The sequence below is a fragment of the Variovorax sp. LjRoot84 genome (assembly GCF_964254305.1).
GTDB lineage: Bacteria > Pseudomonadota > Gammaproteobacteria > Burkholderiales > Burkholderiaceae_C > Variovorax.
Window position 1 is genome coordinate 4,404,660 of the sequence record NZ_CAXUTE020000001.1, and the last position, 13,331, is coordinate 4,417,990.

10 protein-coding genes are annotated in these 13,331 nt (G+C 63.9%); 8 read left to right on the top strand and 2 right to left on the bottom strand.

All coding sequences use genetic code 11. The annotated features are described in order from the left end of the window. Positions 1–328 precede the first annotated feature (328 nt). Positions 329–796 carry a ferritin-like domain-containing protein gene (locus tag ACSQ9I_RS21930; RefSeq protein ID WP_436314447.1) on the bottom strand — a complete coding sequence of 156 codons (468 nt, stop codon included), beginning with the start codon at positions 794–796 and terminating at the stop codon, positions 329–331. A 481-nt stretch (positions 797–1,277) separates the two neighbouring features. On the opposite strand from ACSQ9I_RS21930, the gene ACSQ9I_RS21935 reads away from it, so the two are divergent. The 7 genes from ACSQ9I_RS21935 (at position 1,278) to ACSQ9I_RS21965 (ending at position 10,965) form a co-directional block, all read left to right on the top strand. Further along, entirely contained in the window at positions 1,278–3,242 is a 1,965-nt protein-coding gene (locus tag ACSQ9I_RS21935) for an adenylate/guanylate cyclase domain-containing protein (RefSeq protein WP_436314448.1), read from the top strand. Then, the gene (locus ACSQ9I_RS21940) at positions 3,239–4,264 is read left to right on the top strand and encodes a dienelactone hydrolase family protein (protein ID WP_436314449.1); all 1,026 of its coding nucleotides are present in this window, start codon (positions 3,239–3,241) and stop codon (positions 4,262–4,264) included. Before ACSQ9I_RS21935 ends, ACSQ9I_RS21940 begins: the two co-directional genes overlap by 4 nt. A 286-nt stretch (positions 4,265–4,550) precedes the next feature. Continuing rightward, positions 4,551–5,168, top strand: coding sequence for a GyrI-like domain-containing protein (locus ACSQ9I_RS21945; RefSeq protein WP_436314450.1), 618 nt, complete (start codon positions 4,551–4,553; stop codon positions 5,166–5,168). Positions 5,169–6,320: 1,152 nt separating this feature from the next. Continuing rightward, positions 6,321–7,241 (top strand): MBL fold metallo-hydrolase, encoded by a 921-nt coding sequence (locus tag ACSQ9I_RS21950; RefSeq protein WP_436315799.1) that lies wholly within the window; start codon positions 6,321–6,323, stop codon positions 7,239–7,241. A gap of 616 nt (positions 7,242–7,857) precedes the next feature. Then, positions 7,858–8,019 carry a hypothetical protein gene (locus tag ACSQ9I_RS21955; protein ID WP_436314451.1) on the top strand — a complete coding sequence of 54 codons (162 nt, stop codon included), beginning with the start codon at positions 7,858–7,860 and terminating at the stop codon, positions 8,017–8,019. Positions 8,020–8,263: 244 nt separating this feature from the next. Further along, positions 8,264–10,447: a catalase/peroxidase HPI gene (katG, locus tag ACSQ9I_RS21960; protein ID WP_436314452.1), complete on the top strand. Its 2,184-nt coding sequence runs from the start codon at positions 8,264–8,266 to the stop codon at positions 10,445–10,447. Between the two features lie 287 nt (positions 10,448–10,734). Then, a complete protein-coding gene (locus ACSQ9I_RS21965; protein ID WP_093102713.1) occupies positions 10,735–10,965 on the top strand; it encodes a hypothetical protein in 231 nt (76 codons plus the stop codon). A gap of 458 nt (positions 10,966–11,423) precedes the next feature. Here the strand turns inward: ACSQ9I_RS21965 and argC are convergent, their stop codons facing one another. After that, positions 11,424–12,341 carry an N-acetyl-gamma-glutamyl-phosphate reductase gene (gene argC / locus ACSQ9I_RS21970; RefSeq protein WP_436314453.1) on the bottom strand — a complete coding sequence of 306 codons (918 nt, stop codon included), beginning with the start codon at positions 12,339–12,341 and terminating at the stop codon, positions 11,424–11,426. Positions 12,342–12,423: 82 nt separating this feature from the next. Between argC and ACSQ9I_RS21975 the strand changes: the two genes are divergently transcribed. Beyond that, on the top strand, positions 12,424–13,314 hold the full coding sequence (locus ACSQ9I_RS21975; RefSeq protein WP_436314454.1) for a LysR family transcriptional regulator: 891 nt from the start codon (positions 12,424–12,426) through the stop codon (positions 13,312–13,314). Positions 13,315–13,331 lie beyond the last annotated feature (17 nt).

Consider the following 13,331-nt stretch of genomic DNA (forward strand, 5'->3'; position numbering starts at 1 on the left):
GGGGTCATAGCACTTGCGACTCACGCGGCACAAAGGCGGGTGCGGCGGTGAGGATCCGATATGCAGCGGGAGGCTGTCATTGAGATAGCCACCGCGAACCCTTCTCTGTGCTCGCCATGATGCTTGCCTTCATGTGCTGGATGCGCTCGATGCGGTCAGCCACATACTCGGGCTCGATGAACGGATGAGCTTCTTGCACACGCCCGGATGGCCCAAGCGTTTCGCAAGGCAGTCCACCGGCCGAAACGCTGGGGAGGGTCGCGCCTGCTTCGGCTCCGGCGCGGGGCCAGTTCGCCATTCATGCTGCCGACTGCGGGCGGCAGAACGCTCAGGGCACCGGCTTCGACGAGAACGCCGCCACGTCGCCTGGCTTGCGCAGCATCTTGTCGACGTCCGCGGCGTGCAACTCCTCGGCGTGGATCATCTGCCGCGTGAACTCCTCCAGCGCCACCGAGCGGCCTTCCACATGCGACAGCAGCTCGCGGTACAGGGCCAGCGCGCGCGCCTCGGTGTCGAGCGATTCGCGCAGCATGGCGGCGATGTCGTGCTGGTGCGAATCGAGCAGTGGCCCGATCGCGAGCGAGGGGTAGTCGCCGAGCGTGGTGATCCACTCGCCGACCTCCTGCGCGTGCAGCAGCGATTCGCTGGCCTGTTCGCGCAGCCACGAGACGATGGGAATGCGGCCGAAGCCGAACACCAAGAAGGAGTAGTGCGTGTAGCGCACCACGCCGGCCAGCTCGGCTTCAAGTAGCCGGTTGAGCACGGAGACGACCTTCGCTTGATCGAACTGTTCCATGTCAGCGCTTCCGGATGAGGGGGAGCAAATTATGCGCCGCGCGCCGCACTGCTGCGAGGTGAGCGTAGTCGCGGCACGATCACGGCGAAAGACAACGGATCCAACGGCGTCTTGACGAGTCCGACCCGCATCACGTTCCGTCGACCAAGAAGCACGGGGGATCATTTGTCGCCCATAGAAGCTTGTCGACACGGTTGTGCGTGTATTTAGCAATCCCATCCATTCCGAGCGCCAAAGCAGCATGCGGCCCTGGCCAGAATGATCAGATTGCATCCCAACTGCCAATGCGACTTCATCAGGATGCGGTATCACTTGCCCCAGCCTGCGCCGCCGCTGTCCGCCATCACAAGCGCGAGCGGGATGATCATCAAGTCTTCGACGACCATGCAGGGCGCTAAAGCCACGGTGCTCATTTGGCGTTTCGGCGCTCGGGCTTGACAATGGCGCAGACGCAGTAAGGGTTGCTTAGACGCAAGCTGCCATGCAAAACGGCATCCGACATCGACTCCTGGCGATCCTGGCAGCGGATGCGGTCGGCTATTCGCGATCGATGTCTTTCGACGACTTGGGCACGTTGAGCGCGCTGGATGAGGCCCGCCTGGTCTTTCGAAGCCATGTCGAGGCGGCCAGCGGACGAGTGGTCGACACATCCGGAGATTCGGTGCTGGCTGTGTTCGACACGGCGATTGGCGCAGTGCGGGCGGCCGTTGAGATCCAGGAAGATCTCGCGACACGGGCCGACGCTGCGCCCGAGCACCTTCGATTGCTGTTTCGCATCGGCATCCACGTCGGCGACCTGATCGAGAAGCCGGATGGCACGGTCTATGGCGATGGCGTCAACATCGCGTCGCGCCTGCAGGCGGTGGCGGAGCCGGGAGGCGTTGTCGTCTCCCACGCTGTGCAGGAGTTCGCCTCAGACCGCACAGGCGCTGCCTTCGAGGACATCGGCCAACAGAAGGTAAAGAACATCGCAAAGCCCATCAGCGCGTTGCGGCTGCTGCGGGCACCCCGGGTGACTAGGACTGACGAACTGGCGAGGGCTCCGTTGGGGGAGCAGGCAAGAATCACCCACCGACATTTCGCGCCAAACGCAGTGGACGTGACTGTTCGGACATCCCGGCGCGCGCGCCGTTGGCGCTGGGTGGGTGCTGGCGCTCTGGTTGTCGTCACCTTCCTTGCCGCCGGTGCCGCCTGGCAGTGGCATGCGACCCCCACGCTGAATATCGACGAGGAGGTGATAAACCGGCGAGCGCTCGCCGTGCTCGCCTTCAATGACAAGCGGGGCAAGGCCGCGGGGTCATCGCTCGGCGATGACCTGGCGGACAGCATCGGCGCCCAACTCGTGCGCGGCGGCGTGCGAGTGATCGAGCGCGGCGCTACCGTCCGGCAAGATCCAGCGGCACCGGAGTTCGAGCGAATCGGTCGGGAGCAAGCTGTCCGGTTCGTGCTGGGTGGGCGGGTGATCCGCGACCGCGACGCAGTCCGGGTGACCACCTACCTGACGGAAATTGCTTCCGGCGCTGTCTATCGGCTGCACGAGGCCGAGTTCAAGAGCGACGACGATGCCACTCGGTCGAACTATGGGCATCAGGTGGCGATCGCCTTGACGGCGCGCTACTACGAGATAGAGACCGTTCGGGCAAGGCTCCCCGGCCACGAAAAGGATCCCGTGGACGCCATCGTGCTGGCTTGGCGCGACCTGAACCGAGGGAACACAAAAGAGGATCTGGAGCGGGCCCGCCACCGATTTGAGTTCGCGGCGAAAGCCGATCCGAATTCGGTCGACGCGTCTGTTGGCCTGGGCGTGGCGCACATGATGGAGTTCTACTACTTCTACAGCGAGTCGCCCCGCGATAAGCTGGACATCACCGAGAAGGTGCTGAAGAGAGCGCTCGATCTCGGGCCGGGCAATGCTCAGAATCTCTCGGCCTGGGCAGAAATGCTGATTCTTCGACAAAAGCCCGAGGAGGCGTTCTGGGTCTGGCGAAGAGCGTTCGAGATCAACCCCGACTATCAGATCGGCCATCTGCGCATGGCGAGTGCACTGATCCGACAGGGACGCTTGGCGCAAGCCCTGGAGCACATCAACAAAGTCAACGACCTGCAGGCCTATCAGACGCACTCGCAGCAGTGGCTCATCCAAAGCCGGTCCGATGCCGCGTTTGCCCAGGGGCACGACGACCAAGCCTACGAGATCCTGCGGAACTGGGCAGCCGAGTTCCCGAACAACGGCCGGCCCTACCTCATGCTCGCTGCGATCGATGCGTTGCACGGCCGGAAGGCCGCCGCCGCGGCCAACATGGCCAAGCATCGTCAACTGCTGCCCCTGAGCAATATCGATTACGTCGTTCTAACTTACCCGTCGACAGACCCAGGCTTCCTTGCACAACGCGAGCGGCTTGTGGCAGGTCTTCGAAGGGCAGGCCTTCCGGAGGACAGCAAATGACAAGGGTCTATTCGACTTTCTACCGAACGATCGCGCTGGCAGTGACGGCACTCCTTGCGGCTGCCGGACATGCGCAGATAGAGCAGCTCGTACCGCCGCCGTTCGGGGGGGGGAGGCCGACGGTTCCGGTGCCGCTTACCTACGCACAGCCCCAGGGAGGTGCGTTGATGACTTTCAAGTCCCCTCGAGAAGGTGCGCCCGAGTTTGCGATCAAAGGTGTCCTCTTCAAACCCACCGGGGCAGCCAGGGGCGCAGTGGTGATCGTCAATGCATCGGACGGATGGAGCGACGTCCGAGAGGGCCACTACGCCAGGTCCATCAGTTCAGCCGGCTACGCCGTGCTGGCCGTCGATACGTACGGTCCGCGAGGCGTCACGGGTGCGTCAACCGATAACACGACGATCACCACATATGAGCAGGCCCGTGACGCATTCGCGGCGAAGAGGTACCTGGTCTCCCTCGGCTATCCGGGCGACCGCATGGCCATCATGGGAGCCGGCCGAGGCGGAACCATTGCCCTGCTTGCTGCCGACCGGACCTTCATGCAGGAGGAGAAGGGAGAGCGCTTCGCCGTCGCAATGGCCGTCGGCGCGGCATGCTTTCTTCACCCACGGGAGCCGAAACCGAGCGCAAATGTGTTCATGGCGATCGGCGACAAAGACCAAGTCGCAGGCGTCAAGCCATGTCAAGACCTGGCGAACGAGTACGCCGCGGCCGGCGGCAAAAGTACGGTCAAGGTGTATCCCGGGGCCACCAGCGGTTTCGACGGGGACCCGGTGAATCGAACGATGTACCGCTACGCGCGAACGGAGACGTTCGTCAACTGCAACGTGGTGGTCGAGCCCGACGGACGGTCTATCTACGGGGGCAAGACATTTGCGGAAACCGACTCCCGCGCATTGTTCGTGGAGATGCGCAAGTCCTGCATCAAGAATGGTGTATCTGGCTATACGAACGTAACTCAAAAAGCCAACGTCACGCTCGATTTGATCGACTTCCTGGACGCCAACTTTCGGCATTGACAGGACCGCCGCATGAACACCTTCATCCACGAAACGGTCGGAACGGAGGATGTTTCATGCCACGGCGCTCTCGCCCCAGACCGGGCCGACGATGCGCGAGCTCGCGGGGCGCCGGCAATGTGCCCGCGCGACGGGAAATGTGTTTGTGTTTGTGTATGTCAGGTTTGGGGCAGGCAGGCTCAAAGCCCGAACGACCGGATAGGGCCCGAGAGCAGTCGTTACCACCGCTAGGCGGAGATGACGCCAGCGGGTGGAAAAGGCGACACGAGCGAGGATTGTGACGAGGATGGAGAAGATCGATTTCAAAAAGACCCTTAAGCCACTCTATAACCCGCCTGCCGGGGAGTTCGCTTCGGTCGAAGTGCCGCAGATGCAGTTCGTAAAGGTGGACGGCGAAGGCGATCCCAACACCGCGCCAGCTTACCGTTCGGCGGTCGAATGGCTCTACGGGGTCAGCTATGCCACTAAGTTCGCTGCGAAGGCGGCACTCGGCAAGGACTATGTGGTGCCGCCGCTGGAAGGATTGTGGTGGGCCGACGATCCCAAGAGCTTCATCACGCGCGAAAAGGACCAGTGGCGCTGGACGATGATGATCATGGTCCCTGATTTCGTCACCCGTGACATATTCGAGAACGCGGTGGCCAAGACGAGCGGGAAGCTCGGCCAGCCCCCGCAAAGCCTGCGCCTCGAACCCTATGGTGAAGGGCTGTCGCTCCAGACCCTGCATGTGGGTAGCTATGATGAGGAAGGTCCGGTTTTGGCCCGGCTCCATGGTGAGGTGATGCCGAACGAGGGGATGGCCTTCAACGGCCCACACCATGAGATCTATCTGAGCGATCCGCGCAAGACTGAATCGGCCAAGCTCAAAACGATCCTGCGCCAGCCGGTGAAGTTCATGACGTAGGTCGGCTCAGGGTCGAAGCGCGACCATGCGGATGGCCAAGCCGAACGTGTTGAAAGTCCGCATTGCGGCCACTGCGAGTAGCGGCCCCCGGGCTTCCGCTTTCCACCGAAAGTACGCAGGGCTAGCACGTCCGCAACGTCCAACAGGAAGGTCGCGAGCCTCACCAGAACTGCCACCAGGGTCGGGGACGCGCCGACAGCGACGTCCTATCGAGCCGAGCGCCCAATGTCGTCATCGCTCGGGTGCGGCGACGAATCTCGGTCTCGTATTCATGGGCGTAGCCCCGCGCGTGCAACGCACCCTGGAGGGCCAGCCGGCGCCAAGCGAGAGCGCGCTCCCGCAGCTCAGCGTCCGAGAGTTCGCCGGGTTCAGTCATTGGGTGATTTTGCCGTGACACGCGGTCTCGCTCGCGTGAACGGTTGCGCGCATCGGTCACTTTCTGCGCCGCGCGCGGCGCACCGGCAACAGCGCTCGGCCCCCCGCCCGCCGCGGTATTCCGGGCAAATAAATGCACAGACTGCGACCCAGGCAGCGCGGGGCAAGCCAGGCCTCTCGAGCTTGAAGGTAGGCGAAACAAATTCACAAACAACATCCGCCCGGGCAGGAACGGAAGGCGCGCATAAGCAAATATCTGCTCGAACGAGGCGCGTCCCGTCGCCGATCGTGTCGGCCGCATATTGGAGCGATCCGGCCCTGCAGCCCCCTCGGGTGGAGGCCCCGTTCTCGGCGTCGGTGGGTTCCGGCTATCTGGGCGAAGCGTGCGACAGACGTGTCGGTTCTTCCTGGGACCCCAAACAACACGCAGCGGCGGGTCTGGCCATAAACGAGTTGCGTCGGATGGCGCGCTCGGTGATCAGCGCGAACCATCGCTCAACCTGGTTGAGCCAGGAACTGTAGGTCGGCGTGAAGTGGATGATCTCTGCGGCCTTCGGGCTCAGTCCTCCTTCATGGTGCTGATTGGTGCGTCTCAGGCACCACTGTGCGCCCGCTTGCAGGCCTACCGCTCGTGCCCCCTCCCTATCTACGATGGAACACATACGGCCTTCTGCCGTGATCCGTGCCCGACAACCCTGAGGTGTTGAACGGAGACTTGCTGCCAGTCGTCCGACTGGTTTGGCCCGGGCAATCGGGCCGTCTATTGGAGATTTCATGATGTTTTCTGTAGATGACACCTTGCGCCCCGGTAGCCAGAGGCCCGACGAGCTGGTTCCGTCCCGTTACGCGCTGCGGGTCGGCGAGATTGACGTGCTGGTGATCAGCGATGGGGTGTTTCCGCTGCCAGCCACGACGTTGGCCACCAATGCCGACCCGGCCGACCTGGCGGCCTGGCTGGACGACAGGCTCCAGCCGTCGGACGTGTACAAGTGGCCGCTGAACGTGGTCGTGGTGCGCAGCGGCGGCTGGACCGTACTCATCGACGCCGGGATGGGGGCGGAGTACCCGGACTTCCCGCGGGCCGGGGGGCTTCTGGCCATGCGACTGGAGGCCGCCGGCATCGATCCCGCATCCGTGACCGACGTGGTGCTTACCCACCTGCACGTGGACCACGTTGGCGGGCTGCTCGCCGACGGGCTGAAGGGCAGGCTGCGTCCGGACGTGCCGATCCACCTGGCGGCCGCCGAGGCCGAGTTCTGGGCGTCGCCCGATTTCTCCCGCAACTCTTTTCCGCCGCGGATGCCGGACGTGCTTCGGTCGGCCGCCGGGCGGGTCATGGACGAGTACCGCAGCCAGCTGCGGCCGTTCGAGGCGGAGTACGAGGTGGCGCCGGGGGTGGTCGTCTGTCGCACCGGCGGCCACACCCCCGGGCACAGCGTGGTCCGCCTCGCGTCCGGCGGCGACCGGCTGACGTTCCTCGGCGATGCCGTGTTCCCGGACCATTTCGACCGCCCCGACTGGTACAACGCTTTCGACCACGACCCCGAGGAGGCGGTCCGCGTCCGGGTCCGTCTCTTGCGGGAGCTGGCGGCGACCCGCGAGCCGCTGGTGGCCGCGCACCTGTCGTTCCCGTCCGTCGGCCGGGTGGCGGTCGCCGGCGACGTCTTTCGTTGGATACCGGTCGACTGGGATTACTGACCGCTTGTCAAGGAAATAGGCCGAAAGAGGCCTGCTTTAGGGAGCTTCGCCCCCCGGGGAAAGAACAGCACGCTCGACAAATTCATGGCCCATCGCCGAGGCGCGCACGGACCGACCAGACAACCTTCTTTGGCACCTACTGCACCGGACGCAACCGATCGGTCGGCAGGCCTCGGCAGAAGTTGTTCAGTCGCGCAGCTCGAGGACACGGCTGCTGGCGTTCCTCTTCATCGTGGCCATCAGACTTGTAGCCAGTGTCCTGACGTGGGAGGGCTGGACCTCCGTGTACGCAGCTGCCGGCTCCTTGGTGGGTACCTAGGCCATGCATCGCTGAGGGCCTTGAGATCGATGAGGCATATCAAGCCCGCAGCGCCGCCCGTGCGAGGCACCGTGCAACCGCCCTCTCGGCCGCCTGCCCTGGAGGCCCCAGGCGCTGCCAAGATCGAGCCCCCAGCCTCCACAGCCGGAATGGCAAAGGCTCCGCCGCCCTGGATTTCCAAGGCGCGGGGCGCTCGCGGCCCGCCGGCCGCACCCGCCCGCCTGCTGCGCGTTCGAGATCCGAAGCGCGCCCCCTGCTTCGACGGAGTGATGCTGATGGCATTGAACAAAAGCACGCGTGGAAGCGAAGCGGGCGCTTCTTTCAGCGGCTATGCAGCGATTGCCGAGAATCGACATCGCCGGCATCGAAGCCATGCACATGGTCAACATGGGGCAGCTGGCCTATGCCAAAGGCCAAGTCACGGCCGCTGCCAACCAGTTCTACAGCCTGGCGTTTTGAGCCCAGTGCCTCGCAGCCGCCTTCGCTCGTTACAACCTCCTCGTTGCGACAGACGTGATTTCACCGCCAGCGCCCAAAATCCGTCCACCGCCTTCTGAGTCCCCACCCCGCCTACCTGCCATGGTTGCGACCGCGGTCCGTCAACGTGGCAATGGGCTATCACCGTCATAGGCAAAGCGTTTGCCCTATTCGTCCGTGCGGATCCAAAATGCTTACGTCTCAATCAAAAAACTGGAGACTCCCCATGAGCCAGAATCAAGCGGAAGCCAAGTGCCCGTTCCACCATGCGGTGGCCCGCGGCACTGTCAATCGTGACTGGTGGCCCAACCAGTTGCGGGTGGACCTGCTTCACCAACATTCCTCCAAGTCCGATCCGATGGGCAAGGACTTCGACTACGCGAAGGAGTTCAAGAGCCTCGACTACGAGTCGCTGAAGAAGGATCTGCGTGCGCTGATGACGGACTCACAGGACTGGTGGCCGGCGGACTTCGGCCACTACGGGCCTCTGTTCATTCGGATGGCCTGGCACAGCGCCGGTACCTACCGTACCGGCGACGGGCGTGGTGGCGGCGGCCGGGGCCAGCAGCGCTTTGCGCCGCTCAACAGCTGGCCTGACAACGTCAACCTCGACAAGGCGCGCCGACTGCTGTGGCCGATCAAGCAGAAGTACGGCCGCAAGATCTCCTGGGCCGACCTGATGATCCTGACCGGCAACGTGGCCCTGGAATCGATGGGCTTCAAGACCTTCGGCTTCGGCGGCGGCCGTCCGGACACCTGGGAGCCCGACCAGGACGTCTACTGGGGCAAAGAGACGACGTGGCTGGAGGACAAGCGCTACACCGGCGACCGCGACCTGGAAAACCCGCTCGCTGCGGTGCAGATGGGCCTGATCTACGTCAACCCGGAAGGCCCGAACGGCAACGCGGACCCGGTCTCGGCGGCCAGGGACATCCGCGAAACCTTCGCCCGCATGGCGATGAACGACGAGGAAACCGTCGCCCTGATCGCCGGCGGCCACACCTTCGGCAAGACCCACGGCGCCGGCCCGGCAGACCTCGTCGGCTCGACCCCGGAAGCGGCCGACCTGGAAGAGATGGGCATGGGCTGGAAGAGCACTCACGCCAGCGGCATCGCCGGCGATGCGATCAGCAGCGGCCTGGAAGTCACCTGGTCACAGACGCCGACGCAGTGGAGCAACCACTTCTTCGAGAACCTGTTCAAGTTCGAGTGGGAACCGGTCAAGAGCCCGGCCGGCGCGGGACAGTGGCAGGCCAAGGGCGCTGCGGCGGACATTCCGGATGCCCATGACAAGTCGAAGAAGCGCGTGCCCACCATGCTGACCACCGATCTTTCACTGCGCATCGACCCTGCCTACGAAAAGATCTCGCGGCGCTTCCTCGAGCACCCCGAGCAGCTTGCCGACGCGTTTGCGCGTGCCTGGTTCAAACTGACGCATCGCGACATGGGCCCGCGCTCGCGCTACCTCGGCCCGGAAGTGCCCGCCGAAGAGCTGATCTGGCAAGACCCGATTCCGAAGGTCGACCATCCCCTGATCGACGACAAGGACATCGCGGCGCTCAAGTCCAAGGTGCTGGCCTCGGGCCTGTCGGTATCCGACCTGGTGCTGACGGCCTGGGCCTCGGCCTCCACCTTCCGCGGCTCCGACATGCGGGGCGGCTCCGACGGCGGCCGCATCCGCCTCGCGCCTCAAAAGGACTGGGAAGTCAACGAGCCGACCAAGCTGGCCAAGGTGCTCCAGACGCTGGAAGGAATCCAGGGCGAGTTCAACAAGGCACAATCAGGCGGCAAGAAGGTCTCGATGGCCGACCTGATCGTCCTGGCCGGCTGCGCCGGCGTCGAGCAGGGGGCCAAGAACACCGGTCACAACGTGCCGGTGCCCTTCACCCCGGGCCGCATGGACGCGTCGCAGGAGCAGACCGATGTGCAAGCCATGGCGGTGCTCGAGCCGGTGGCCGACGGCTTCCGCAACTACCTCAAGAAGGACTACAACGTTCCCGCCGATGCGCTGCTGATCGACAAGGCGCAGCTGCTCACCCTGACCGCGCCCGAGATGACGGTGCTGGTGGGCGGCATGCGCGCGCTGGGCGCCAACGTCGGTGCCACCAAGCACGGCATCTTCAGCCAGAAGGAGCACGCGCTGACCAACGAGTTCTTCGTGCGCCTGCTCGACCTGAACACGACCTGGAAGGCTGTGCCCGGCGAGAACAACCTGTACGAGGGAGTTGAACGCAAGACGGGCGAGCGCCAGGGCAGCGCGACGCGCGTGGACTTGGCCATCGGCTCCAATTCAGTGCTGCGCGCCCTGGCCGAGGTCTACGGCAGTTCGGACGCGCAGGAGAAGTTCATGAAGGACTTCATCGCGGCGTGGACCAAGGTGATGAACCTTGGCCGGTTCGACATGGTCTAGACAATCCTCATGGTTGCCGATTTGACGTAGCTTCAAGGCAGTCGCCGTTGCGAGCGCCCGGCGACGCCATCGCATGCAACGCCGTGGTGCTGGACCTTCGCCAACTGGACATTGCAGGAGGCCAACGAACGATGGCCTCCTCAAGCGCGGCCTGCCGATCGCCAGGCGGAAGCTATGTCTGGTCGCGATTTTCACGAACAAAATGGTCTTGCCTCGTATGTCCGGACACGGCCTATTCGCAAATTAACGCCGCTACGCCTATGCAGCCAAGTGCGCAGGAGACAACGATGACGGCCAGCTACGTAGAAATACAAGGCGCCCAGGCGGATATTGACCTCTGGGATGGGTTGATCACGGATCAAAACGCCCTCATCGGCGTCATGATGCAGAAGATGTCCCAAGTCGGATGCACGGATGCAGCATGGCTCGACGAGCGAATCACGGAGGCGGAAAGTATCGAGAATCGCTTAGTCGTCGGACTCGACCGAGCCCAGCGCCGACTGCGGGCATTGATCTAGACATCCCAAGTGCTCGACTCAAGCGGACCAACGTCCGGGAATGATGCGGTGCAAAGGTCGGAATGCGGCCAGACTGAGGCGCGAGACGAGTATCAAAGCTACCTGTAGCGGGTTGGAATCCGAATCCTTCCGGCTCGCAATCAGCGAGCTCTTCGGCTCACATTCGAAGCGACTGCCGAAGCAACCAACCCGTCCGACCGCATGCAAGGTAGGACGAACGGAGAGCACCGCCCGCGACAGCCGTCTGCAACGTTCTTCTGGCCCGACATGCCGTTGGCGCAGGTGCTGATGAGGATCGTCGGACGGCCGCTTGTCGAATTCAAGAAGCCAGAGCCGCCGGTGGACAACATGCCCAAGGTTCGCTTATGCAGCAAAAGCGGAAGCTCGCCACGCCAAGGTTGGGCTTTAACTTCAGAAAAGTGCCTCTCCCCATCAACGCTTCGGATTCACAACGTGGGCTACGAAGCCCTCGTCATCAGGCGCAGGTTCTGCACGGCCGCGCCTGCGGCACCTTTGCCCAGATTGTCGAGAACCGCGCTCAAGACGATCTGACCTGTGCGTTCATTGCATGCAACGGCCAGACTCATGTCGTTTGAGCCGTTGTGGACTTGAGGGTCCAGTTCGGTCATCGGCGCGGCGGAAGACATCGGCATCACACGCACATGCGCCGCATCGCGGTATCGTTCCCTGAGGCATTCGTGGATGCGCACGCCAGAAACATCGGCGGGAAGCATTCGCGTGTGCAGTCCAATGGTGAGCACGATGCCCTGCCGGTAGCTGCCATAGGCCGGCACGAAGATAGGCCGGTCCGCCAAGCCGGCGTGGGCCTCAATTTCCGGCACGTGCTTGTGCTCGAGTGCAAGGCCATAGACCTTCAGTGAATGCGCCCCCGCCCCGGCCTCATGCGCTTCCGCCCCCGCCCTGCCCTGACCCGAATAGCCTGAGACGGCGTGGATGACAAGCGGATAGTCGGCGGGCAACAGGCCCGCATCCGTCAGCGGCCGCAGCAGGGCGACCGCGGCCGTGGGATAGCAGCCCGGATTTGTGACCCGCAGTGCCGAGGCGATACGTTCGCCTTGCCGTGCATCGAGCTCCGGCAGGCCGTAGACCCAACCCGGGCTGGTGCGGTGCGCCGAGCTGGCATCGATGACCCGCACCGAAGGGTTCTCGATCATCGCCACCGCATCTCGCGCCGCGGCATCGGGCAGGCAAAGGATTGCGATGTCGCTCTCGTTGAGAGCGGCCCGGCGGGCAGCCGCATCCTTGCGCAGGTTTGTCGGTAATGTGCGGATGCGAAATTCCCCACCCCGGAGTCGGTTCTGCAGGTCAAGGCCGGCGGTGCCCTGGTCGCCGTCGATGAAAATATTGAGGTCCATGGAGCGCAATCGTAGGGATACGACTCCCATGTCTCCAGCTAAATATACGGAACGCAGGATTAAGAAAAGTTAAATTAGCGAGATGCGGGAATTGAGCCTTGACCATCTGCGCACCCTCGTCGCCATCGCAGACCTTGGGTCCCTGGCCAATGCCGCACGCGCCCTTCACCTGGCAGCACCCACCGTCACCGTTCAGATCGCGGAACTGGAGTCGCGATTGGGTGGCCGCTTGCTCGTTCGTGGGCGGGGGCCCGCGCAAGCGACCGCCTTGGGTGAGCGCTTCATCGTGCGTGCCCGCAGGCTGCTGGCGGACGCGGACGACGCAGTGGAGGACGTTCGACGTCAGCTCGCAGGCAAAACGGGCCGCGTGCGGGTGGGTGCCTCGACAGGCGCCATTGCGCACCTGCTGCCGCCCGCGCTCGAACGTCTTGGCCGGAACCATCCCGGCATCGACGTGAACGTGCAGGTGCTGACCTCCAACGACAGCATGGCCCGGCTCGCCGCAGGTAGCCTGGACCTGGCGGTCGTTGCGCTGCCGCAGGCGCCTGTGCGCGGCGTTCATGTCACTGCCCTGCGGCGCGAGGCTGTCGTCGCCTTTCTGCCGGCGGCCTGGAAAGCACCCAAGCGGCTTACCCCGCAGTGGCTGGCCCAGCGACCGCTGATCATGAACGACTCCTCTACACGTCTTTACCGGCTGACCGCGGAATGGTTCTCTACGGCTGGCGTCCATTGCCGGCCGTGCGTCGAGCTCAACTACAACGATGCGATCAGGACACTGGTCGCCGCCGGCTACGGAGCGGCCTTGCTGCCGGAGGAATCGCACGAGCCCGCGCGTGATCCTCGCGTCGCCGTCCGCCCGCTCAGCCCGGCTCTATGGCGGCAGCTGGGTCTCGCGATCAGTGACCGAGGCGCCAGCGGCCCGACACGTTTCGTCTTGGAGGCGTTGCTGCCTGAGAGGGATTCGGCTACTTGAGTCGGTGCTGGGCGGCT

What these genes read in the sequence shown, in the direction of transcription:
- ACSQ9I_RS21930 (WP_436314447.1), bottom strand. Translation starts at nt 796, where the DNA reads ATGGAACAGTTCGATCAAGCGAAGGTCGTCTCCGTGCTCAACCGGCTA.
- argC (WP_436314453.1), bottom strand. Translation starts at nt 12,341, where the DNA reads ATGGACCTCAATATTTTCATCGACGGCGACCAGGGCACCGCCGGCCTT.
- ACSQ9I_RS21940 (WP_436314449.1), top strand. Translation starts at nt 3,239, where the DNA reads ATGACAAGGGTCTATTCGACTTTCTACCGAACGATCGCGCTGGCAGTG.
- ACSQ9I_RS21945 (WP_436314450.1), top strand. Translation starts at nt 4,551, where the DNA reads ATGGAGAAGATCGATTTCAAAAAGACCCTTAAGCCACTCTATAACCCG.
- katG (WP_436314452.1), top strand. Translation starts at nt 8,264, where the DNA reads ATGAGCCAGAATCAAGCGGAAGCCAAGTGCCCGTTCCACCATGCGGTG.
- ACSQ9I_RS21935 (WP_436314448.1), top strand. Translation starts at nt 1,278, where the DNA reads ATGCAAAACGGCATCCGACATCGACTCCTGGCGATCCTGGCAGCGGAT.
- ACSQ9I_RS21965 (WP_093102713.1), top strand. Translation starts at nt 10,735, where the DNA reads ATGACGGCCAGCTACGTAGAAATACAAGGCGCCCAGGCGGATATTGAC.
- ACSQ9I_RS21975 (WP_436314454.1), top strand. Translation starts at nt 12,424, where the DNA reads ATGCGGGAATTGAGCCTTGACCATCTGCGCACCCTCGTCGCCATCGCA.
- ACSQ9I_RS21950 (WP_436315799.1), top strand. Translation starts at nt 6,321, where the DNA reads ATGTTTTCTGTAGATGACACCTTGCGCCCCGGTAGCCAGAGGCCCGAC.